Annotated in this window: 22 protein-coding genes; 7 read left to right on the top strand and 15 right to left on the bottom strand. The window is 44.7% G+C overall.

The annotated features are described in order from the left end of the window. Window positions 1-128: 128 nt before the first annotated feature. The gene (locus tag ACX17N_RS07430) at window positions 129-1,331 is read left to right on the top strand and encodes a GGDEF domain-containing protein (RefSeq protein WP_458891890.1); all 1,203 of its coding nucleotides are present in this window, start codon (window positions 129-131) and stop codon (window positions 1,329-1,331) included. Here ACX17N_RS07430 and ACX17N_RS07435 read toward each other — a convergent pair. The 5 genes from ACX17N_RS07435 to ACX17N_RS07455 form a co-directional block, all read right to left on the bottom strand. Then, window positions 1,312-2,010: a glutathione S-transferase family protein gene (locus ACX17N_RS07435; RefSeq protein ID WP_458891891.1), complete on the bottom strand. Its 699-nt coding sequence runs from the start codon at window positions 2,008-2,010 to the stop codon at window positions 1,312-1,314. The genes ACX17N_RS07430 and ACX17N_RS07435 overlap by 20 nt on opposite strands. Window positions 2,011-2,012: 2 nt before the next feature. Further along, window positions 2,013-3,830: a protein-disulfide reductase DsbD gene (gene dsbD, locus ACX17N_RS07440; RefSeq protein ID WP_458891892.1), complete on the bottom strand. Its 1,818-nt coding sequence runs from the start codon at window positions 3,828-3,830 to the stop codon at window positions 2,013-2,015. 19 nt (window positions 3,831-3,849) lie between these two features. After that, window positions 3,850-4,620 (bottom strand): transporter, encoded by a 771-nt coding sequence (locus ACX17N_RS07445; RefSeq protein ID WP_458891975.1) that lies wholly within the window; start codon window positions 4,618-4,620, stop codon window positions 3,850-3,852. Between the two features lie 27 nt (window positions 4,621-4,647). Next, the gene (locus ACX17N_RS07450) at window positions 4,648-5,190 is read right to left on the bottom strand and encodes an ankyrin repeat domain-containing protein (protein ID WP_458891893.1); all 543 of its coding nucleotides are present in this window, start codon (window positions 5,188-5,190) and stop codon (window positions 4,648-4,650) included. A gap of 144 nt (window positions 5,191-5,334) precedes the next feature. Continuing rightward, window positions 5,335-5,712, bottom strand: coding sequence for an HPF/RaiA family ribosome-associated protein (locus ACX17N_RS07455; protein WP_458891894.1), 378 nt, complete (start codon window positions 5,710-5,712; stop codon window positions 5,335-5,337). A gap of 1,077 nt (window positions 5,713-6,789) precedes the next feature. Between ACX17N_RS07455 and ACX17N_RS07460 the strand changes: the two genes are divergently transcribed. Beyond that, window positions 6,790-7,506 carry an outer membrane protein OmpK gene (locus ACX17N_RS07460; RefSeq protein WP_458891895.1) on the top strand — a complete coding sequence of 239 codons (717 nt, stop codon included), beginning with the start codon at window positions 6,790-6,792 and terminating at the stop codon, window positions 7,504-7,506. Between the two features lie 74 nt (window positions 7,507-7,580). Here ACX17N_RS07460 and ACX17N_RS07465 read toward each other — a convergent pair whose 3' ends face one another. Further along, window positions 7,581-8,081: a DUF1877 family protein gene (locus ACX17N_RS07465; RefSeq protein ID WP_458891896.1), complete on the bottom strand. Its 501-nt coding sequence runs from the start codon at window positions 8,079-8,081 to the stop codon at window positions 7,581-7,583. Window positions 8,082-8,300: 219 nt separating this feature from the next. On the opposite strand from ACX17N_RS07465, the gene ACX17N_RS07470 reads away from it, so the two are divergent. After that, entirely contained in the window at window positions 8,301-9,050 is a 750-nt protein-coding gene (locus tag ACX17N_RS07470; RefSeq protein WP_458891897.1) for a hypothetical protein, read from the top strand. A gap of 26 nt (window positions 9,051-9,076) precedes the next feature. On the opposite strand, the gene urtE is transcribed toward ACX17N_RS07470, so the two are convergent. The 7 genes from urtE to ACX17N_RS07505 all read right to left on the bottom strand — a co-directional run bounded on the left by urtE (window position 9,077) and on the right by ACX17N_RS07505 (window position 17,463). After that, a complete protein-coding gene (gene urtE, locus ACX17N_RS07475) occupies window positions 9,077-9,775 on the bottom strand; it encodes an urea ABC transporter ATP-binding subunit UrtE (protein ID WP_458891898.1) in 699 nt (232 codons plus the stop codon). A 10-nt stretch (window positions 9,776-9,785) separates the two neighbouring features. Then, window positions 9,786-10,604 (bottom strand): urea ABC transporter ATP-binding protein UrtD, encoded by an 819-nt coding sequence (gene urtD / locus ACX17N_RS07480; RefSeq protein WP_458891899.1) that lies wholly within the window; start codon window positions 10,602-10,604, stop codon window positions 9,786-9,788. After that, entirely contained in the window at window positions 10,601-11,674 is a 1,074-nt protein-coding gene (gene urtC, locus ACX17N_RS07485) for an urea ABC transporter permease subunit UrtC (RefSeq protein ID WP_458891976.1), read from the bottom strand. Before urtC ends, urtD begins: the two co-directional genes overlap by 4 nt. A gap of 5 nt (window positions 11,675-11,679) precedes the next feature. Further along, window positions 11,680-13,308 carry an urea ABC transporter permease subunit UrtB gene (gene urtB, locus ACX17N_RS07490; RefSeq protein ID WP_458891900.1) on the bottom strand — a complete coding sequence of 543 codons (1,629 nt, stop codon included), beginning with the start codon at window positions 13,306-13,308 and terminating at the stop codon, window positions 11,680-11,682. Window positions 13,309-13,397: 89 nt separating this feature from the next. After that, entirely contained in the window at window positions 13,398-14,681 is a 1,284-nt protein-coding gene (urtA, locus tag ACX17N_RS07495; RefSeq protein ID WP_458891901.1) for an urea ABC transporter substrate-binding protein, read from the bottom strand. A 302-nt stretch (window positions 14,682-14,983) separates the two neighbouring features. After that, the gene (parE, locus tag ACX17N_RS07500; RefSeq protein ID WP_458891902.1) at window positions 14,984-16,864 is read right to left on the bottom strand and encodes a DNA topoisomerase IV subunit B; all 1,881 of its coding nucleotides are present in this window, start codon (window positions 16,862-16,864) and stop codon (window positions 14,984-14,986) included. Window positions 16,865-16,878: 14 nt separating this feature from the next. Next, window positions 16,879-17,463, bottom strand: coding sequence for a YqiA/YcfP family alpha/beta fold hydrolase (locus ACX17N_RS07505; protein WP_458891903.1), 585 nt, complete (start codon window positions 17,461-17,463; stop codon window positions 16,879-16,881). A 244-nt stretch (window positions 17,464-17,707) separates the two neighbouring features. Here ACX17N_RS07505 and ACX17N_RS07510 point away from each other — a divergent pair, with 244 nt between their 5' ends. Continuing rightward, window positions 17,708-19,039, top strand: coding sequence for a PGAP1-like alpha/beta domain-containing protein (locus ACX17N_RS07510; protein WP_458891904.1), 1,332 nt, complete (start codon window positions 17,708-17,710; stop codon window positions 19,037-19,039). A 57-nt stretch (window positions 19,040-19,096) separates the two neighbouring features. On the opposite strand, the gene ACX17N_RS07515 is transcribed toward ACX17N_RS07510, so the two are convergent. Beyond that, window positions 19,097-19,609, bottom strand: a complete 513-nt coding sequence (locus ACX17N_RS07515) for a disulfide bond formation protein B (RefSeq protein WP_458891905.1) — start codon at window positions 19,607-19,609, stop codon at window positions 19,097-19,099. An 18-nt stretch (window positions 19,610-19,627) separates the two neighbouring features. Continuing rightward, a complete protein-coding gene (gene gshA / locus ACX17N_RS07520; RefSeq protein WP_458891906.1) occupies window positions 19,628-21,205 on the bottom strand; it encodes a glutamate--cysteine ligase in 1,578 nt (525 codons plus the stop codon). A gap of 316 nt (window positions 21,206-21,521) precedes the next feature. Here gshA and ACX17N_RS07525 point away from each other — a divergent pair, with 316 nt between their 5' ends. From ACX17N_RS07525 to ACX17N_RS07535, 3 genes are read left to right on the top strand one after another with little or no spacing between them, the layout of a single operon-like run. Continuing rightward, entirely contained in the window at window positions 21,522-22,061 is a 540-nt protein-coding gene (locus ACX17N_RS07525; RefSeq protein WP_458891907.1) for a DUF924 family protein, read from the top strand. A 52-nt stretch (window positions 22,062-22,113) separates the two neighbouring features. Continuing rightward, window positions 22,114-22,692: a CC0125/CC1285 family lipoprotein gene (locus ACX17N_RS07530; protein WP_458891908.1), complete on the top strand. Its 579-nt coding sequence runs from the start codon at window positions 22,114-22,116 to the stop codon at window positions 22,690-22,692. Between the two features lie 9 nt (window positions 22,693-22,701). Further along, on the top strand, window positions 22,702-24,003 hold the full coding sequence (locus ACX17N_RS07535; RefSeq protein WP_458891909.1) for a DUF445 domain-containing protein: 1,302 nt from the start codon (window positions 22,702-22,704) through the stop codon (window positions 24,001-24,003). The last annotated feature ends 46 nt before the right edge of the window (window positions 24,004-24,049 follow it).

Raw genomic sequence — 24,049 nt, forward strand, 5'->3', positions numbered from 1 at the left:
ATGAATTCAGAATAAAAAGGTAAATGTCCAGCAATCGAAAGATTGTTTAAATTTTATGCTATTGTGGGCAAAAAATTAGATCAGTCTTAAAACCAAGGGAATGGCTATGTCGAGGGGAATAAACAGCAATGACCATCCAATCATCTCGCCCCGCAGTTGCGTCATTTCAGCAGAAAATTAAAAAAATCTTACTCGAAGATGGCGTGATCATGAATTGGAATACGCTGAATAAATGCATTCTGATCTTAATTTTAGGCTGTATCACCCATCTCATTTGGATGGCATGGAAATTTTTTGTTTTATTGAATCCCAGCTTATGGGCCATGGTCAATTTAGAACTGATTAAACAGCAAATTCTGTGGAACCTGCTATTTATGGCGGGTCTTGGTGGCCTAATTTACCCCTGTGTTTACTGGCAACAGTACACTTGGGTTAAACGTTTTATCCCTTATATGACTGTATGGGGCTTTATTATTTCATTATGTCGGGATGCTTTTCTGATTGGTGTACTGAGCCCTGCGACCTTAAGCGCCTACGTCAGTTTATGCAGTGTCGGCTTAGTGTTATTACCACGCGCCATTGTCTACAGCGCCTTGATTCCTGCGACTGCCTATTTACTGCTTTGTGGCTATCTCAGCCTGCACGGCCTCATTCCTTATGCACCCGTGTTTAATTTACCCGGTAATACTTATGCCAATCCGTTTTGGGTTAATAGCATGCTGTACTTTATTGCACCCATTGTCATTATCTGTCTCATTTTATTTGAAATTTTACTAAGTCAGTGGCGCCATCGCGAACAATTAATTCAACAGCTGAGCAAAATTGACCCACTGACCAACACCTATAATCGGCGTAGTCTCAATCAGTTTTTAGAGCGAATGGACCGTAAGCACAATACGGATTATGCCTTGGTGCTGCTCGATTTAGATCACTTTAAAGTGATTAATGACCAGTATGGACACCACAAAGGCGATGAAGCCCTTATTCAGGTTGGACAACTGCTGAATCAATTGTTACGGGGGAGTGACATTGTGGGGCGTTTTGGCGGTGAAGAGTTTCTATTGGTGTTATCGCACAGCACACTTGAACAAGCCCAAGCAACGGCGGAACGCTGTCGGGTGGCGATTGAACATCTTGAATTACACGATGATGACGGTGCCCACATAGCCTTAACCGCAAGCTTTGGCATTTCCATCGCTCAATCGCCACTCAGCCCTTTCCAATTACTAACTCAGGCGGATAAAGCCCTATATGCCGCTAAAGCATCCGGACGTAATCAGGTACAGATCTTCCCAACGGTGAACGGTCTGATCACCCCTCAGCTGGAGTAGATGCAGGTTCTGTTTGGTAATCTTCCAGATAATTGACCCAACGCCCCTCCACCATTGCCGCTGCTACCCAAGCCTGTAAAGCAGGATGTTGCAACATCAATTGCATATAACGCTCACTCGAAGCACTGATAGGTAATCCATAACTTTTAAAACGCATCACAACTGGGGCATAAAAGGCATCGGCAATACTAAAATCACCACATAAAAAACCATCTAGCTCTGGACGTTCTGCCCAAATCTGTTCAATTCGAGCGACATCCTGACGCAAGGCTGCGTGCTCAGCCCAAAGTTGCTGCCCCACCTCTGCCAATTCTGCCCGAATATTCATCCCACAAAGGGTTCTTAAGGCAGTAAAACTACTATGCATTTCCGCACTAATACTTCTGGCTCGGGCGCGTTGGGCTTGACCCTTTGGCCATAATCCATGGGCAGGATATTGTTCGGCCAAGTATTCACAAATGGCCAAAGAGTCCCAAACTTTAAGCCCTTGATCCAATAAAAGCGGGACTTTGGCATTGGCTGACAGTGCTAAAAGCTGCTGTTTGAACTGACCGATTGAACGTTCACGGTCAAAATAAATCATATGTTCCTGAAAAGGCAGATCAAAGGCCTTGAGCACCAGCCATGGACGCATAGACCAACTGGAATAGTTTTTATTGGCAATATAAAGTTCTAGCATGTTTAGTGCCCTAAATTTTGTTGGAATTGTTGTAGTTGCTGCAATAGCTCCGCTTCACTAAATGCACCAGTCAAACGTAAGCCACGCATTTCTTGCTGTTGAGGGGTCAAAAATAAATAGGTCGGCGGACCTAAAATGTCCCATTGATTGAGCAACTGCTGATGGCTAGCATCGTAATGGCTTAAATCCAGTTTAATCAGCGTATACGGACTTAATGCTTGTTGTACCGCAGCTGACTTTAAAATGCGATGCTCAATCGGTTGGCAGGCCACGCACCAGTCGGCATAGACATCGATGACAATGCCGCGCTCTTGCGGGGCTTGCGCCAATAATTGCTGGAATTCTGCGGCAGTTCGCGCCACTTGCCATGTGGCTTGCTGCTGACTTTGCTGAATAAAGAAACGTTGACTCTGCTGATACTGGCTATAGATCAAGTAAGGCACCGTCACCAGTAAAATCAGCAAATAGACTGGACGTAATGCGGACTTCTGCCACAGCGCACGATACAGCACATAACTGATAAAACTTATCCCGAGCACGAGACTCAAGCCCTGCATCCAGCCTTCCGACAACAGCGGACGAATAAAATACAGCGCCAATGCCAACATAATGAAGGCAAACAGGACTTTAATTTGATTCATCCACAAACCAGCTTTCGGCAAGGCTTTTGCGCCCAGAATACTGGCTAACAATAGCGGCAAGCCCATACCAAAACCGAGCGTAAACAAGAGTAAAGCCCCCTGCCACTGGTTTTGAGTTTGTGAAATAAATAGCAAGGCTCCTGCCAAGGGTGCCGTCATACAGGGTCCAACCAACATGGCTGAAATCATCCCCATAATGGAGGCACCAATCAAACTTCCGCCTTTTTGCATCGACTGCCAATGATCTAAACGATGCACCAGCGCATGGGGGAGCCGTAATTCAAACAGCCCAAATAAATTTAAGGCAAACAGCACAAACAACAGGCTAAATGCAATCAAGGTTGAAGGTTGTTGCAGCCAGCGCTGAAAATTCAGACCTGCAGAGGACGCAACCAAACCCAATAGCGCATAGACCATTGCCATGCTGCACACGAAGACCAAAGCAATCATCCATGCCTTAACTCCACGGCGATCACGCACAATCAGTGAACTGAGAATCGGGATCATCGGCAGCGAGCAAGGGGTAAATGCCAACAGAATCCCCAAACCTAAAAACAATAACAGACCATAAATAGGCGAACGTTGTGCCAATTGTGCAGACCAGTGCTGATCTTGTGCGGTTTGCTGCACTGGTACGGAAGCAGCCTGATCCAGCTGTGGAGTGCTCGTGACTAAATTGGCAGGATTTGCGGTTAAATCCAACAGTCGTTTTGAGCTTGCATTGCTGTTCTGCAGGGCCACTAAACCATCAGCATCGGTTTTAAATTCAATGGTTTGCGGTGGATAACAAATACGGTCTTTGGCACAACCTTGCCAAGTCACTTGATAGATTTTTGAAGCTTGGGTTGATACCTTAAACTGCACTTGCTGATAATAAACTTGGGTTTGCCCATAGTTGTCATCATACAATTCCTGTGCTTTAGGTAAGGTCAAAGGCAACGACTGCTGCCCTTCGTGCACAGCAAACTTGTGTTGATAGAGATAATAATGTTCTGGAATGCGCCATTGTAACTGGACTTCTTGCGCAGAAACGGACTCTATCTGAACTGGAAAAGCCTCATCGGCAGATAACAAAGTGTCCTGAGCATGTGCCAAGCTTGCACAGAAGGCCAATAACGTTGCACACAGCCAGATGAAACCCGCACTCAAAGATACTGAAATCCGTACAGACTTTTCCATAAGCAAAAGAGAGCCCGCCTTAGAATAAATAAGAGAAACCTAAACCAGATTGATAGCTTTTATCTGCACCGCTTAAGACCACGCCTACACTGGCATCCAGTTGAGTACGATCATTCAGGGCATAAATCACCCCCGAACCTAGACTATATTCATAATCCTGACTTTCCGCTTTACGATAAACCAGTTCAGAAAAACCTGACCACTTATCTGATAGCTTATAGCCAATGGTTGGAATTGCGGTGACTGCCCAATCCCCATTCTGAACTTCATAACGCATGGTCAAAGAGGTATCGACCAGATCACTTTGCTGATAAGCAACCACAGAAGAAAGGGCATAAATATCGTCATGTGCGGTAAAGCCATCATTACCCGTGGCTAACACAGCTTCTAACAGAACGGCCATGCTTAGATCTTCATCATTCAGATCAATCGCACTTTTTAAACCAATACTGACATCGCCTAAACCATCTTCATCGACGCTTTGACCTGCACGCTTGACCTGTGTCCAAGCAGGACCTTGCCAGCCCAATTGCAACTCTAAATTATGGGCAAGCCCTGTGCGCAGCAACATATCCGCATTCAGGCTGGTGGTTTTTTGCTGTACCCCATCGACAGTACTTTCAACATAGCTAGCACTCGGTAGGCCTTGTTCCCAAGCCAGTTGCCCAATGGGAGTAATCCCTGTCCCAATTCCCGAACCCGGACGATCAAAAGAAAAATCAGCTGCAAAAACTGGACATGCAACGCCAAGGGTCAGCGCCAATAAACTGAACTGTTTTAATTTTTTCATCATTTGCCTCAGTGTTTATTTCTCTGGTTATGCCATTTCTTTTGACATTTTAGCGCCCTGACTGCGCAATAATTCTAAAGTTTGACGTTCTTCAGGTAAGGCTTCAGCCCAGTTAATCTCATCAAAATCACAATCAAAAAATAAATCACTGATTGAAGATAAAATCGTCAGCCCCTGTTCATCACGCGTATTGGGATCCACTTGGAGCTCAAGTAAACGCTGTACCGCAGGGGCACAGGCTGAACTCGCCGCATCCCACAGTGGACCATATAATTCTTCTGCATCCCATAAATGGAAATTGGCTTTGGCTTGAATTAGTGCTTCCAGAATTTCCAAATGAACGGCTAAATCTTGTTGCTTTTGTTCTTCACTCAGCCCCTGCCCAGCTTCATAAGCTTCGCAGACTTTTTCCCACCATTGGAACAAACCATCAGACCAGACCGAAACAGCAGGACCTTTTTCAGCAGCAATAAAGTTTGGATCTAAACCTTCCGCTAAAAGACGCTGAACTTGTGGCAGGTCTAATTCTTCAATCGCCTGCACAAAGACTTGTTGTTGTGCTGTTAACATGGGGCATACTCTTTCATCAGTTTGGGAATATTATGCCGAATTCTCGGTCTTTTGTTTTATGTAAATGTATATCTAAGGTTTTTTAATTCATAGAAAAAAAGCCCCGAAGGGCTTTTTGGCATTTTAAACTCAATTTAGTCGAGCTCAATCTTCATCATCAAGATCATCTTTGCCTGCATCAGCATCGGCAAATTCTAATTGTCCGCCTCGGGGATTTTCTCGTTTTTCAAACACATGCTCAAGACTACGTTTCAAACGATCCATCGCACCGTGAAAGGCTGTATCGACATTATGACCTTTATGACTCACCACTACAGGTTTTAATCCTGCAGGACGCGCTTCAATCATACATTTAATGTCATCGTCGCCGCCTTTGTCCCCATTTTCATCACTTAAATGTACGGAGAAATGGGTAATACGTTCACTATGACGTTGGAATTCTTGGTTCAGTTCTGCACGCACATAACTAATTAAACGATCATTATTTTGAATGTTTTTATCTGTACGGATTTCAATGTTCATAATCTCATCCTCTTTATCAATCTGAATCTTTTTTGTGCAAAACTTTTCTTATCTTGGCACGCTTGTAACTTGCTGTTTACACAGCATTCGAACATCTTTTATCAATTTTGGAACTAGCCTCCTCATTGAAATGATGAACACTTTTGAGTCTGCAGAATCGTGTCCTTGTCCTTTGAATATCGGGCTTAACTCAAAAATATGCAAGGGGTATTTTAAAAAAAATATCAAAAGGATAACCAAACGTGACAACTCCTGACTTGTATGGTTAAGAACTCACCAATACACCTTACAGCATGCACGATTGCGGTCATTTCATGGGGAATCAAAGTTACTTTTTCTCTTTTATTTGACCTATGCAGCATGCCATTGAAATGAAAGCCGTCTTCATTTTGACTGCGGAAAAACAGAGCCAACATCTGTTGGCTCTTTCGGAACAATGGTTCTGACTGGGATGCAACACCTCGTTATTCTAAGCCACTCTTTTAGCGTAACCTTTTGCTAGGTGATTCAGCATGACTGCATATCCTTTCATCAGCACACATATAAAGCTAGACCAGATCCAACTCTTTTATCGGTTGTTGAAATGCATCACCTCAAGCAGCATTCCGCCTCATTCATCCAGTCTTTGATGATCACCAAAGACTGCATAAAAATCTGCCATTCATAAGTTATATTACGCAATCACGATTAAGCACTCCCCACTGTCCCAGTGTATTTCCTTTCTGTTGACCGCAATATCCATCGGCTTTTTATTCAGACCATCAATGATGTTCACCCACTCCCTACTATTGACCATTTGATCAACAAAAAAATTCCACTTTGGTGCAAGCAACTGTCTCATATAGCTTTTATCTTGGACAATTTAACACCAAGACATTTCACAATATTATTTATTGAATTAAATCTCATTAGAATTTATACCAAATGGTAAAATATTCAATGATTTCAAATAGATTAATTAAACCAAAAATCTCAATTTTGCATTGGTCGCATTTTTAAATTATTGGTCAAAATTGGCTTTATTTTTGCTAAAGAATCTGTATCCTTTATACGCTTTCTCGGGGGAGATATTTTTTAATGAAACTGACTCAAATTGCGGCGACATGTGCATTGGCAACTGCAGCGACTTTTACGCAAGCAGCGCCTATCTGGCAAGATTTTAGTATCACGGGTTTATACGGTGAAGACTACCAACTGATTACACGTGAAGACGAGCAAACTACGGTAACTTTTGAATATACCGCAAAGTTAAAATATGGTGATTTTTTCGCTTTTGCTGACCGTACCAACAATGATGTTGATGGTAATCAAACTTATTTTGAAGCTTCACCGCGTTTGAGCCTTGGTGCAATCTCTGGTCAAAAACTAGAGTTGGGCCCAGTTAAAGATGTATTGGTTGCAACCACTTGGGAAGGTGGTGAAGGTTTTAACAACTACCTGTATGGTATTGGTGTTGATCTCGCGATCCCATATTTCCAATATGCACAAGTGAATTTGTACAAAGCTGACAATGAAGCTCAAGATGATGACTACCAAATGACGTTAGTCTACGGCGTACCATTTAAAGTGGGTACTGAAGACTTTCTGGTAGATGGCTTCTTGGACTGGTCTACAGCTGAAGATGATCATGCGAGCGAAATGAACTGGACCTCACAATGGAAATGGAATGCAGGTAAACACATTTCTCCAGACACGCGTTTATACCTCGGTGTGGAATGGTCGGTATGGAACAACAAATACGGTACAAATAGTGACGAAAATAACGTCAGTGCTTTAATTAAATACCATTTCTAAGGGTTTAATTGGACTAAGAAAAAGCAAGACGTCCGTCTTGCTTTTTTTATGTGGATGGATTTCATCCATCCCACTCAAATGAAGTGCTTCGGTCGAATATTTTCAGCAATTAAACTCACCACCGCATGATTGTTCTTCATCGCATTATGATAAAAACTTTTTAATTGGCTCAATAGCAAAGTCAGTTCTGCCTCATCCAATTGAGCACGCTGATCACCCAATAGGGCTTCCAGTTCCGAGGTCGCTAGATGTTTTTGACAATAATGATGCAAATCTTCCGAACTAATCTGTTCCAGTACTTGGCTCAGTTCAATCACATGTATAGCAGGGTTGTAACGTGCCACCGATTTCAATTTGGGATGTTCTGAGATGGGGTATTCAGCATATACCACATCATGCAAATTGAGCTGGGCAGGGCTATGTTGAGTCAGTGCCTGATCAAGCAAGCGCCAAAGCTCACCTAAATCGATATGTGGGTGTTGCTGTGTGGCCTGTTCGATATCCCTCAGACTATAAGCATCCAGCATTAAATTTTCTAATTCATTTGGCGCAATACTGAAAAGAAAAGCATCCATGATCTATTCCTTTTTATACTTATTGCCACTAGCTTAGCGCGATTCACAGCACGAAACACAATAACAAATGTGTCGATTCCATTGCAGTTTGTAACCTGCACATTTTAATGCTCACATCCTCTCCTCTGCGCAGTCGAGGCCGTGATAATGATTGATACTTTTTTATTGCAGATAAATTGCCTAGACTAGCTACATCATTTTTTTTAATACTTAATAACAATGCATAATTTTAAAATTTTTCCTATTTTGGCATTCACCAGCGTTGCCTGTGTTTTACCGCATAGTGCTTTAGCGGAATGGAACTATCAGCAAGAATTGCAACAAGGCTGCGCCAAACTGAAACAATATGCCAAACTCGGCAAGCAGTATTACGACCAAAAGCAATATACTCAAGCCTTAACCCAGTTTAAGGATCAAGCCGCTTGGTCGCATTTTTGTCAAATCAATGCGGATGAGAGTGGCGTGAAGGTGTCCGATCGCGAGATTGAAATTGCCAACAATAATGTCGGACTGACTTATGCCAAACTGGGCAAGCCGCTTTGGGCACGTGCATGGTTCCTAAGGAATCCCGATTCAAAAATGAGTCAGTTTAATTTAAGCCAACTCCCGCCAATCAAAACCAGTTCGGCACTCACAGGCACTTATGTCAGCCCAAATGGGTTTGGACAATGGGACACCATCACGGTAAAGCAACAGAAAAATACTTATCAAATTGAATTTGAAGGTTATTATTTTGGGTTGCGCGGACTAATTTATGGACCAAATTTGGGCAGCTTTGAGACGCAAATGCCGCTCCAACAGAAAAAAGCAGTTTATCGTTATGAAGACTGCCAAATTGATTTAGCCTTTAAAACAGATTCGAAACTGGGGCAGCAAATTGTGGTGGATGAACAACAGAATACTTCAGGCTGTGGTTTTGGACACAATGTTTCTGCCAATGGCAGCTATATGAAAGTCGAAACTGAATAATAAAAAAGCCTCTTTCGAGGCTTTTTTTAAATCGCAACTAAATCCTTAATCCCCTTTTCAGGCATTTCTTCGCCTCGTCCCTGCGCAACCACCTGCCCACGCGCCATCACGGTATAGCCATCTGCCAGCTCTTCGGCAAAGTCATAAAACTGCTCCACCAAAATGATGGCCATGTCACCGCCATCTGCCAATTTACGAATGACGCGCCCAATATCTTTAATAATCGAGGGTTGAATGCCTTCTGTTGGCTCATCCAAAATCAGTACTTTCGGTTCAGAAGCCAGCGCCCGCGCAATTGCCAATTGCTGCTGCTGCCCTCCCGATAAATCCCCTCCACGGCGATGTTTCATTTCATCCAATACCGGGAAAATCTCATAGAGATGTTCAGGGACTTTTTTGGTTTTGGCCCTTGAAAATTTCGCCATACCAATCAAAATATTTTCTTCTACCGTTAAGGTCGAAAAAATATCACGCCCCTGCGGGACATAAGCCAAACCTGCACGCACCCGCTGCTCAGGACTCAGTTTAGAAATGTCTTTGCCATCTAATAAAATCTGTCCAGACTTGATCGGCAAAATACCCATCAGACATTTGAGCAGCGTAGTTTTACCCACACCATTACGCCCCAAAACCACCGAACATTCGCCAATTGGTGCCTGAAACGACACATCACGTAAGATGTGGCTGCCCCCATAATATTGGTTTACCGCCTTAACTTCTAACATGTGCTGCTCCTTAACGCCCCAAGTATTTTTCAATTACGTCTTCATTGGCTTGAACTTCTGCCAGCGTGCCCTCAGCCAGAATCGCACCTTGTGCCAAGACCGTAACTTTTTCACTGATGGTGTCGATAAAGCTCATGTCATGTTCAACCACCAGCAAGGTGTGCTCTTTTTTTAATTCCAGACACAGTTCCGCAGTCCGCTCGGTTTCCGCATCGGTCATGCCGGCCACAGGTTCATCCAGTAAAATTAGCTTAGGGCGCTGCATCAGTAACATACCGATTTCTAACCATTGTTTCTGACCATGCGACAACAAGCCCGCCGGTTTCTGCACCAGTTCTTTTAAACGAATTTGCTCTAAGGTCTGATCCAAGGCGACCTGAACCTCAGGGTCTAATTTACTAAAAAAACTTTTTTTTACTCGTTTGTCTTTGGGTGCCGCCAACAGTAAATTTTCCAGCACCGTAAAATTTTCAAATACGGTTGGCTTCTGGAATTTACGCCCGATCCCGGCTTCAGCAATTTGTTCGGTGCTCATTTTGGCCAAATCATAGGTTTGCCCAAAAAAGGCGGAACCTTCTGTCGGACGGGTTTTACCCGTAATCACATCCATCAGTGTGGTTTTACCCGCACCATTCGGTCCAATAATGCAGCGCAATTCCCCTTCTTCAATATAGAGGGATAAATCATTCAGGGCACGGAATGAATCAAACCATACGCTGACTTTTTCCAAATACAGGGCAATGCCATGACTAAAATCAGCACCGTGTTCTTTGGGGCGTCCATAACCTTCAGAAGCATGCCCCCCATGTGGCTGGATAATTTCGCTCATGCATCATGCTCCTTTTTAAAACGATCAAATAAACCAATCACCCCTTTCGGTAAGAACAAGGTCACCACAATAAACAAGCCCCCCAAGATCAACAGCCACGCTTCGGGATATGCCACGGTAAAATAGGTTTTCACCGCATTAATTAAACCTGCTCCTAAGATAGGACCAATTAAAGTGCCTCGTCCCCCTGCTGCCACCCACACCGCCATTTCAATCGAGTTGACCGGGTTCATTTCACTCGGGTTAATAATCCCTGCCTGCGGCACATAGAGCGCCCCTGCAATACCTGCAATGACCGCAGACAAAACCCATGCCGACAGCTTGTACCATAGGGTACGATAGCCCAAATATTGCAGACGGTTTTCACTGTCACGAATCGCCCCGAGCACACGACCATAAGGTTGATTCATCAGGTGACGTAAGCCCAAATAACACAGCAACAACACCAGTGCGGTTAAAAAGCACAGCGTTGCCCGCATGGAAGCCGAAGTAATGTCCATCCCCAAAATGGTTTTAAACCCGGTAAAACCGTTATTGCCACCAAAGCCTGTTTCATTGCGGAAAAACAGTAATGCAGCTGCAAAAGTCATGGCTTGGGTAATGATGGAAAAATACACGCCTTTAATTTTGGAACGAAATGCAAAGAAGCCAAAAATGAAGGCAATGAGTCCTGGGACGAACACCACCAACACCAAAGCCCACAAGAAATGTTCTGTGCCAACCCAGTACCACGGCAATTCCGTCCAGCTTAAAAAGCGCATGAAATCCGGCAATTCTGATCCTGCCGATTCCCGCATCAAATACATGCCAAAGGCATAACCGCCCAAGGCAAAATATAAGCCATGCCCTAGACTTAAAATGCCGGCATAACCCCAGACCAAATCCAAGGCCAGTGCCACAAGCGCCAAACACATGATTTTGCCAATCAAGGTGACCCAATAAGCAGAAAGATGTAAAGCCGATTCGGCAGGTAACAAATGTAACCACGGTAGCAACAGCATCACCGTAAAACAGGCGGCAATGGCCAGTGCGCTATAGGGTTTATCGGCAAATAAAGTTGTTATTTTCATCATGTTTACTCCACAAAACGCCCTTTAATCGCGAACAAACCTTGTGGACGTTTCTGAATAAACAGAATCACAAGCACCAACAGGATAATTTTGGCCAGTACAGCACCTAAACCAATTTCCAGTACCGTACCGCTGATGCCGAGACCTAAGGCGGCCAGTACTGCCCCCCAGACTTGTCCAACACCACCTACCACAACCACCAAGAAGGCATCAATAATGTAGTTTTGACCTAAATCTGGACCGACATTACCCACTTGCGCCAAAGCACAACCTGCCAGCCCTGCCAGCCCCGAACCCAAGCCAAACGCCAACATATCGATACGTGCCGAGCGAATGCCGACCGCACGAGCCATCTGACGGTTTTGCGTTACGGCACGCACAAACAGACCAAAGCGGGTTTTATTGAGGAGATAGACCAGCAGCAGTAACACAGCAACGGTAAAGACAATAATTGCGATACGGTTATACGGCAGCATTAAACTCGGGGTTAAAGAAATACCGCCCGAAAGCCATGAAATATTCGACACTTCAACATTCTGTGCGCCAAAAATCATCCGCACCAGTTGCATCAGAATCAGGCTGACCCCGAAGGTTGCCAACAAGGTTTCCAGTTGTCGGCCATATAAGGGACGAATTACGGTGCGTTCAATCAGCATGCCAATCAAGGCACTGACCAGAAATGCCGCGGGTATCGCCACCAACAAATACCAATCTACATACGCCCCTAAATGACTTTTAAACAGGCTTTGCACCACATAGGTGGTATAGGCACCAATCATGATCAGCTCACCATGCGCCATATTAATGACACCAAGCAAGCCATAGGTAATCGCGAGACCCAAAGCCGCCAACAGCAAAATACTGGCGGTACTGAAGCCTGAAAACACATGCCCCGCCCATTCACTGGCTTGCAGGCGCGTTTTAATACTGCTTTTGGCACTTTGCAAAGCCGCTGCCAGCTCAGGATTCACATTGGCTTGGCTCAGTTCTTGTTCAATCACCGCCAAAACATCTGGACGATCCGATGCAGACAAGGTATTCACCGCCTGTAACTTGACCAGCGCATCGGCACTACTTAAATCCAGACGCGCTTTTAACTGTGCCAAACGTGCTTTGACTTTATTGTTTTGTTCTTGCAGATATAACTGGCGAATCCAGACTGGATCAAGTTCATCTAAATTATTTTCTAAAATATCAATTGCAGCTAAACGCTGCGACGCTTCATTCGACTTTAATTTGACTTTGGCTTGCCCAAAACTTAAGGCTTTACGCAAGGTATTCACCAGCGTGACCTGAGATAAATCGGCTGGCCAAGTGCTCAGTTCTTGCAAAGACGGATAGCGATACAACTGCTCTTCATTTTTTAAGATATAGGTTTGACCCGCACCATCTCGATACAGTTCATTTTGATCAATATAGGCCACCAGTTGATCTAAACTTTCAATACTGGCAGGCCATTGGTTTAACATGGTGCGACGTTCAGCAAAATCTGCTTGGACAAAGCGCTGAATCGGATCGGCCTGTGCTGAGACTTGCTGCTGTGCCTCGGATACAGATGTTTCGGCCCATGCAGGATTGAGAAATAATTGCAGGCACAGGCAGAGCAAGGCCACACAATAGCTTTTTATCGACATGAAAGACTCCCCCATAACAAGTCAAATGGTCTGTCTTCGGGATGAATGAAAGGAAATGACCTACTGCCGCAGCAGTAGGTGAGGGGGAATTATTTTGGAATGTACGGGCTCCAAGGCTCCGCTTTAATGGTATTGGCAGTTTTATACACCACATCAAATTGACCATCAGCACGAATCTCGCCAATCATGACGGGCTTATGTAAGTGGTGATTGCTCTCATCCATTTTTAGGGTATAGCCCGATGGCGCGGCGAAAGTCTGACCCGCCATGGCCTCACGGACTTTATCTACGTCTGTGCTCCCTGCTTTTTCAACTGCTTGCTTCCACATGTTGATGCCGACATAAGTCGCTTCCATTGGGTCATTGGTCACCAACTTATCCGCATTTGGCAGTTTGTATTGCACTGCGTACTGCTTCATCTTGTTCACAAATTCAGTGTTTTTCGGGTTTTTCACCGACATGAAGTAGTTCCATGCCGCCAAATGCCCCAGCAACGGTTTGGTGTCAATGCCACGTAATTCTTCTTCACCCACCGAGAACGCCATGACTGGAATATCAGATGCTTTAATGCCCTGATTGCCCAATTCACGGTAGAACGGTACATTCGAATCACCATTAATGGTAGAAATTACCGCGGTTTTTTTACCTGCAGAAAATTTCTTAATATTGCCCACGATGGTTTGATAGTTGCTATGACCAAATGGGGTGTACTCTTCCATAATGTCGGCATCGGCAATGCCTTTCGATTTTAAGAAAGCACGGAGAATTTTATTGGTGGTCCGTGGATAAACATAATCCGTCCCCAGCAGCACAAAGCGCTCGGCTTTGCCGCCTTCTTCACTCATTAAATATTCAACCGCTGGAATCGCTTGCTGATTTGGTGCAGCACCAGTATAGAAAATATTCTTGGACTGTTCCTGTCCTTCATATTGCACAGGATAGAACAACAGCCCATTTAACTCTTCCACTACAGGCAGTACCGATTTACGCGACACCGATGTCCAGCAACCAAAAATCACTGCCACTTTGTCCTGAGTTATCAGTTGACGGGCTTTCTCGGCAAATAATGGCCAGTCTGATGCAGGATCAACCACCACAGGTTCCAATTTTTTGCCCAACACGCCACCATTGGCATTAATTTCATTAATGGTCATTAATGCCGTGTCTTTTAATGACGTTTCTGAAATCGCCATGGTTCCGGATAATGAATGTAAAATGCCAACTTTGATGGTGTCGCCACTGGCTGCTGGCGCTGCGGTTTCTGATGCCGCTGTTTCTGTTTTTTCTACAGGTTTTGAACAGCCTGTTAATGCCATGCTCCCCGCCATGGCTGCCACAAGTAGAGTTTTGCTGAATAATTTTTGTTGGAACATTCTGAAGTTCTCCAAGCATTTTCTGTTTTTGGTTATCTCTGCTCAGAGTATTCAATTTTCATGCCAATAATTTAAGTTATTGTTTTTTTAAATATTTTCATTATTTCATCATAAAATCTTGTATACATCATTGCATACGCAGCCAGAATTCTGGGGTTCAGAATGGTGCATTATTCAGCAGTGTAGAGCCCTCAGCACATACCTGTTTGCACAATAAGGTGCAGCGCATAAAAAATTTCTGCACTAAAAAAGTCACCTGCTGCACATGCAATAGGTGACTTCAAAATAGTGTTGGACTGGGATTAAACCGGAATATCCGCCAGATTGCCTTTTTGCTCTAACCAGTGCTTACGGTCACCCGAGCGCTTCTTGGCCAATAACTTATCTAGCAATGCCGCGGTCAAATGACTATCATCCAGATCTAACTGCACCAGACGACGGGTATTCGGATCCATCGTGGTTTCACGCAACTGGCTGGCGTTCATTTCACCCAAACCTTTAAAGCGGGTAATTTGCGGATTCTTGGTTTTGGCTTTCTTTAAAATCGACTCAAGTTCATCTTCATCCAGCGCATAATGCACGTCTTTACCATCATCAATCCGGAACAGTGGTGGCATTGCCACATAAAGATGCCCCTCTTCCACCAAGGTCGGGAAATGTTTGACAAATAGCGCGCACAATAAAGTCGCAATATGTAAACCATCCGAGTCGGCATCCGCCAAAATACAAATTTTACCGTAGCGCAGTTCTGACAAATCATCACTGCCCGGGTCGACGCCAATGGCAATCGCAATATCGTGGACTTCCTGCGAAGCCAGTACTTCATCCGAAGAGACTTCCCACGTATTTAAAATCTTGCCGCGAATCGGCATGATGGCTTGGAAATTTTTATCACGCGCCTGTTTGGCTGAACCGCCCGCAGAATCCCCTTCGACAATAAACAATTCCGAGTCTTCACGGGTTTGTCCAACACAGTCCGCCAGTTTTCCCGGTAAGGCAGGTCCAGAAACAATCTTTTTACGTTCAACTTTTTTGGAAGCTTTTAAACGACGACCTGCTTTAGAAATCGCCATTTCTGCCAGTTGCATAGCAATTTCAGAATGATGATTTAGCCACAGTGCAAACGCATCTTTGGCAATATTCTGCACAATACCTGCGGCTTCACGACTGGAAAGACGTTCTTTGGTTTGCCCAGAAAATTGCGGCTCTTGGAATTTCAGCGACAGAATATAGTTCACCCCATCCCAGACATCTTCCGCAGAGAGTTTCAAATTACGTGGTAATAAATTACGCAGTTCACAGAACTCGCGTAAGGCATCCGTAACCCCGGAACGTAAACCATTGACATGGGTCCCGCCCTGCGCTGTTGGAATCAGGTTGACATAGCTTTCCTGAATTTGCTCCCCGCCTTCGGCATTCCAGCAAATGGCAAATTCTGCACTGGCGCGTTCAGCATCGCCTGTCGCAACAAAAGCTGTTGCGGGCACAATTTCACGGTCTTCTAGCTCATCCATCAAATAGTCGACTAGCCCATTTTCAAATTGCCACTCGATTTTTTCATCATTGATTTCATCAATGTAGATAATTTGCAGACCCGCTGCCAAAACCGCTTTGGCTTTTAAATTATGTTTTAACGCTTTTAAGGCAAATTTCGGTGAATCAAAATATTTGGCTTCAGGCCAGAAGCGCACTACAGTACCGGTCGCACGTTTGGCAACTTTTCCTTCCAACACGGCTAGGGGGGCTACAGGTTCTCCCTGCTCAAAGGCCATTTGATACAGATTGCCCTGACGCTGCACTTCAACTTCAACTCGCGTTGACAAGGCATTCACAACGGAAATCCCGACGCCATGCAAGCCCCCAGAAAACTGGTAATTATCGGTACTGAATTTTCCGCCCGCATGCAGTTTGGTCAGAATAATTTCAATCCCGCTTTGCCCGTATTCAGGATGAATATCGACTGGCATGCCTCGCCCATTATCCGCCACAGCCAATGAGCCATCTTTATACACCGTCACCGTGATTTTGTTGGCATGACCTGCCAATGCTTCATCGACCGCATTATCAATAACTTCCTGCGCCAAATGGTTTGGACGCGAGGTATCGGTATACATGCCAGGACGTCGACGGACTGGATCTAAACCAGATAAAACTTCAAGTGATTGAGCCGTATATTGAGACACGTTGTACGATTTCCTTATAATCTGGCATACGAAAAAAATTCTAGAATCATGGGGATTTTGGCAGCAAAATCATCCATGGCGTGGTTCCCCTTGGCTTCGCTCATGACCAGCGCACGGGGTTGCTGCAACGCATAAAACTGTTCTGCTTCACGATAATCTAAAACATCATCGCCTTGTTGCAATAACACCAACACTTTGTCTGCTTGCTGAACATTTGACACGGCAATTTGCTCTAAATAATCCAATTGCGACTCATCCAAGGTCCAAGTCGCACTCACCTGATAAGGAAGCTGTTGCTGTCCAAACAAGTCGCGGAACAATTGCCATGGTCGCATAGCAGGATTAATCAAAACAGCCGGCATGCCGTGTGTTGCGACTAATTGTGTCGCATAAAAGCCCCCCAGACTACTGCCAATCAACACTGCGTCAGGATACTGTGCCACCAAATCATGCAGTCGAGCTAAAGCCTGCTCAGGAGGCAGATTTAAATCTGGCACATGAAGGCAAAGAGATGCATCATTCGCACAATACTGTTGTAACTGCTGTGCCTTAATCGAGAGTGGGCTACTCTGAAAGCCGTGGATATAAATAATATTCATACAATTTGCTGAATGCACAACTTCAATTTATTCATTTTTCATCATTCTGACTCAGGATTATTTTAAATTCGTCGAAACGCTCTAATTGTTAGACAAAATAAGGCATTTTTCGTGATATTCATCGGTATTTTTAAATGATTCGAGCCATACTCGATATGATGAAAACTGAAAAAAGTTATACCTCTATCTTAATCAAAATGAAAGCGTTGAGATGAGCCAAACAAAGCATCAAGGATAACAATAAATGCCGAGTTTAACACCGCTGCATGAAACTTACTGTAAATGGGATCGAACTCCACCCAGTCAAGCAGACTTACTGGAAGGTTTGGCTCAATTACTCAGCACACCACTTAATAATGTGGTGCAGGATTTTATGCGTACCATTCAGCGGGAAATCTTTTCCAGTATTTTTGGGGTGGACGAACAAGAATTCAAATATCTACAAAATCTACCGCAAATCGTCAAATTTAACCGCATCACCATGAACATGCTGGAAAATTATGGGCATTATCTTTTGGCGCCTGGTTTACGGCAAATTATTGAAAAATATCCGAAACTACATGAAAAACCGCTCACTCCCAGCCTGCATTTTTTAGTCGGTGCCATAAATGGGGTGATTGGTGATTACTTACTGAAATACCATAATCCGATGGCCCTGCCGATGGTGCTATATGATCACTATGGTGAAATTCAACGAGGTGATTTATCGGGACGCGTGGTGATTTTTGTGCATGGCCTGTGTATGAATCATTTGGATTGGACCAATCGCAACAACGGCGGCTTTGGGGAAAAGTTACTGGCACAACGCGACCACAACACCATGTTGTACTTGAACTACAATACTGGACGTCGAATATCCGCCAATGGACGCAGCCTTGCCAATACCCTTGAAGACCTGATTCAGCGTAACCCGCGCATTACCAGCCTGGATATTATTGGGCACAGCATGGGCGGACTGGTGGCACGCAGTGCCTTGTTTTATGGCAAACAAAATATGCATCAGTGGCTGCATATGGTGGAAAATCTGGTCTGTTTAGGCTCCCCGCATCATGGTGCAGTACTGGAACGTTTTGGTTTTGCCGTACAAGAAAAACTGGGGCGTTTTCCCATTGTGAAATTGGTCGGGCATCTGGTCAATATTCGCAGCAATGGCATTCTAGATTTACGCTACGGCAGCGTCCGGGATGATGATTGGGAGCATAATGAGGCACGCATCGGCTTCTTTGATGACAATCGTAAACCTGCACCGCTGCCTTCGCATATCAATACGTATTTGGTGGCCGGCACGCTTGAGTTTGAACACCGGAAAAACAAAACCTTGAAGGTGATCGGGGATTATTTGGTCAGCGTGAAAAGTGCCTTGGGCGAACATCCTAATCCACGGTTTCAGTTAAAGCTGCCTGAATCGCATAAGGCCATTTTCTATGGATTGAACCATTTAGAAATTCAATATCATGCCAGTGTCGCAGAACAAATCGTGCATTGGTTTTACCCTGAAAAAGCACAGCATCATCAATTGCATGCCCATGAGCATATTATTGATTTACATGACTTTGAAGGCATTGCTATGACCTAAACAAAAAAAGCCAACATCTGTTGGCTTTTTTAAAATTGCTTTTGAGCTGTCAGTACATTACTTCGCTTGACCCTGAGTTGGATAACGGCGCACTAACTGCCAAAGACTGACCACCGCAAGCACCACAAAAAATAGCAGCGACCACACCGGTAAAGACTGTCCCAAGAAAGTCCAGTCAATCACCGCACACTCCCCTGAACCGGTCAGCACTTGCTGCAACACACTTTTCAGCGGTAAAGCATCAATCAAATAATTCAGACCAGGACCACAGCTCGGCACTTGATCAGGTGGTAAGTTTTGCAACCAGACATGACGGGCGGCAACACCAGCCGACCATAAAATCGAGAGGCTACCCAACAAGGCATACAGTCGTTTGCCCCAAGTCGCCTTCGGATTGTGAATCCATGCCACCAGAGAAATGAAGCCGAGCCCCATTAATCCAATGCGCTGGAACACACATAGCGGACATGGCGATAAACCTTGGACGTGTTCCAGATATAACGCAAACGCCATACCCACGATACTGGCGATGACTAAAAACCCGCTCACGAAGCGAAAACTCCATTGCATGGTCAAACCTCTTAATTTTTATCGATAATGTGCAAGATACTCGTCAAAACTGATGGCGTTATCTTGTTCAAGTTGTTGTTGCTGTTGTAGCGATGTCTGTACCAAGTCATCAAAATATGCCTGTGTTGCAGGGTCTAATTGATGCTGTTCATACACTGCCGCATGTTGTTGAGCCATCACGCTACCAAAATTCCATGTCCCGCCATAGGTCAGGGTATCCGCAATTACCTGTGCTGACAGGGTATGATCGACCTCATCAATACGTTGCTGCATCACCTGTAAAGCTTGCGTATACAACTGGGTTGCGTTGGCCTGATCCAGCAGTTCCGCTAATGGATGCATGGCATCCAAATGTTTCTGGCACCAAGCCTCAATCTCGTAATGCTGTCCCGCCTCAACAATCTGTGCATTCGGTGCGCGCCCGCGATTCACCACTTCGGCTTGATTTTTTTCAATCTGCTCTTGCTCGGCATCTAATAACGCAGGGCTGTCGAGTAATAAACAATACAGTGCCAGCACTTCAAGAAAACCTGCGCTGTTTTCATCAATCCCGATCGGACTATACGGGTTGACATCCACGGCACGCAGTTCGACATAACCCACACCGCGATTGGCTAAAGCTTCTGAAGGTGTTTCGCCTGCTTGCGGCACTTGCTTTGGTCGCACCAGACTGTAGTACTCATTTTCAATTTGCAGCACATGGTCATTAATTTGGATCGGCTCACCTTGCGCATCATTTAACCCTAAACGGCTAAAATCTGCATACGGAGTTTTGACCGCTTTTTGTAACTCAGCTAAATAACCCTGCATATCGTTATAGTGAATGCCCAACTGCTTCTGCGCGGAGTTTTGATAACCAAACCGCCCCATGCGTAAAGCGGTCGCATACGGTAAATATAAGGTGCCTTTTAACAACGGCAGCAAATGATGTTCACGCCCGGTCATAAAACACTTACATACCGAAGGACTGGCCCCAAGTAAAAACATCACCAGTGGTGTTAAACGAATAAAATTACGAATCAGCGCAAAATAACGATGGCTGCGATAATCTTGCGCCGAGAGTTGACGTAAATCTGCATCACTTTCTTGTTGTTGTAGTGCTGCAAATAAGTGGTCTGGGAAGGATAAATTATAATGTACCCCAGAAATGGTCTGCATACGGCGACCATAGCGTACGCCTAAACCATGACGATACAAGGTCTTGAAGCGGCCAATATTGGAACTGCCATATTGAGCCAAACGAATATTGTCTTCTTCATTGTCCAACATACACGGCATGGACAAGGGCCAAAGTTTTTCTTCATGCTCTAAATGCTGATGAACCACGGCATGAATATCTTTTAAATAAGACAAAGCTTTGGCAATCGTGTCTTGCGGCGGAGTAATAAACTCCATCAAAGCTTCAGAATAATCGGTGGTAATATGCGGATGGGTCAATGCCGATCCCAAGGCTTTGGGATGATCTGCTTGCGATAAAAAACCATTGCTTTGCATACGCAAACTTTCACGTTCTATACCACGTAACATCCCTTGTAATAGCGAAGAATCCACCCAAGTCGGAAACACAGCTTGAGAGGTCGATTCGGGTTGACTCATTATCATCTCGCTTATTGGAAGAACTACTAAAATAAAATCATCAGTTTATATCAGTATACTGTGATTTGATGCCACCACATGACATGCTGTCTATTTTTCCAGCAGATTGACCACATTTATGGCGTCTATTGAAAAGATTCAGTAAATCAGATAACTAGCATTAATAAGGGTTAGATTGCTCTGCTTCAACAGGTGAATGTAAAAAAATCTGAAAAAGACACCCTATAGCGGCAATTTTTTATCACAAAGTTACTCTATAAGACACCGAAAAAATATGATTTTATGAAAGAATAAGTGCTAAGGATCTGTAATAAAAATGAATTATCAGGATATTTTGGACTTTTGGTATGCGCCCGAAACCCAACCCCACTGGTTTGCCCAAAGCAGCGAATTTGATCAAACTTTAACAGAAAAGTTTGCTCAGATACATCAACAAGCAGCCTTGGGGGAACTTTGGACATGGCGACAACAGCCTGAAGGTCGTCTTGCAGAAGTCATTATTCTGGATCAATTCTCCCGCAATATATTCCGTGATCAAGCCACTGCTTTTGCTCAAGATGCGCTGGCTCTTGGACTGGCGCAAGAGGCAATCTTGGGGCAACATCATTTGCAACTGAATCCAGAACAGCGCTATTTTTTATACATGCCGTTTATGCATAGTGAGTCTAAACGGGTGCATGAATTTGGGTTAAGATTATTTGAACAATTAGCTCATCCGATTGCCTTAGAATTTGAACGAAAACACAAAGCGATTATTGACCAATTTGGTCGTTATCCACATCGCAATCAAGTTTTAGGGCGGACTTCCACGGTTGAAGAATTAGCATTCTTGGCTCAACCGAATAGCCATTTTTAATGAAGGATTGCTCTTTACTCTCCCATCCATGAGCAATCAGCGGAGAATAACCATGAAAACCAAGTTTCTGGCCGCCACCCTGTTAAGCCTTGCGCTGGTGGGTTGTGCTTCTACCCCTTCTAAACCGCGCACGTTTGATCAGCTGGGACGGTTTAACACCTACCCGATGAATGCTCAAACCTACCGTATTAGTTTTGAAGCGGATCCGAATATGAACTACGGCATGGCCGAGGAAATTACACTGGTCAAAGCTGCACAAACCACCCTTAAAAATGGCTTCCGTTATTTTAAAGTGCTGGATGACCCCAGTAATGTGACTCAGAAACCACCGCGTCAGGCTGTGGTCTATCATTCCCCTTCATTTTACCCTTATGGGTATTACCCTCGTGGTTATTATCGCCGCTACCCAGGTTATTGGCCTGACCCGTTCTACGATACCCCGCAAGTGGTGAATCTTGACCCGGTGCAAGTGTCCTATACCATTGAATGTTATAAAGACAATCAGAAAGCCCCGAGTGATGCCTTTGATGCCAGCCTGATTTTACAATCACTCGGACAAAAATATGGCGTTAGTCCGAACGGAGACGTGATTCAACCGCAACCGACCCCACCTGCCTCTTCATCATCTTAGGAATCAACTATGCATGTTGCCACCAGTTCAGAGAGCCTAAAACGCAGTAAACGCTTCGCCAATATTGCGTTGTTGCTGGCAGTATTCACTTGGCTCATGCTGATGGTCTGCGCCAAACTCTGGCCTGAATATGTCTGGTTAATTCACATCTTTATGCTTTCTGCCGAAGCGGGTGTGGTTGGCGGTTTGGCAGATTGGTATGCGATTACCGTGCTGTTTCGTAATCCTTTTGGCAAAATTCCGATTCCGAGTTTTTTGCGGGATCACACCGAAATTATTCCACGCAATAAAGCCCGGATTGCCGAATCCATGGGGCGCTTCGTACAGGAAAATTTCCTGTCGCCACAGGTGGTGGAACGCAGTCTAAAAAATATCGACCTGAGTTTGGCCGTGGGGCAATGGTTAGCCAATCCACACAACAACACCCAAGTCACGCAAGTGATTCAGCAAACCGTACCGAAGATTTTTGACTTTGTCGGGCAAGAACAGATTGGCCGATTTATACAAAACAACAGTGTGCAATGGGTGCGCAATACCGACATCAATATGCTGGCCAGTGAAATGCTGCGTGCCGTGATTGAAAATGATTTCCATCAGGATGTGCTGCAACGTGGACTGGATCTTATTCATGACTGGATGATGAACCACCCCGATGAAACCCGTGAACTGACACAAAAATTATTTAAAGAACTCGGGGTATCTAAACTGGCCAAAGGCGCCAGTTGGATTGGGATTGATGTGCAACAGCGCACCATAGATTCACTCATTGAACGGGTGGAATCGATGCTGGCCAATCCCGAGCACCCTTGGCGGCAGCAAATCGAGACCACAGCACAAGAGCTGATGCAGCAGCTTACCGATCGCAACAGTCTTGCCAGTCAACGTCTCAATCAGGGAAAAAATGCCTTGTTGGACAGCCCGCAAGTACTGAATTTTATTCGCGGCGCGGTGGTGATTTTATGTGATGCGATTAAAGCCGATTTAATGCAATCCAATTCAGGAATTGCTGCCAACCTGCGCGTGGCAATTCAGCAGGTCGGTGAAAACATCATGACCAATCAAGCGGTACGCCAGTTATTGAATGATCGGATGAGTGGTCTGGCGGTAAATTTAAGCGATCAATACAGTGAAAAAGTGATCCGCTTTATCAGCGAACGCATCCATGAATGGGACTCGCGTGAAATGATTGGCAAAATTGAAAATGAGGTCGGTGGCGATCTGCACATGATTCGTGTCAATGGCGTTGTGGTCGGGGCATTTATTGGACTGGCTCTGGGAATTATTCGCGCTGCGGTGGACTATCTACTCTAGTCGGTGATACTGGCTAGAAATGCTACTTGTACTGCGGTTGCAACAT

The organism is Acinetobacter sp. GXMZU3951, assembly GCF_054457875.1.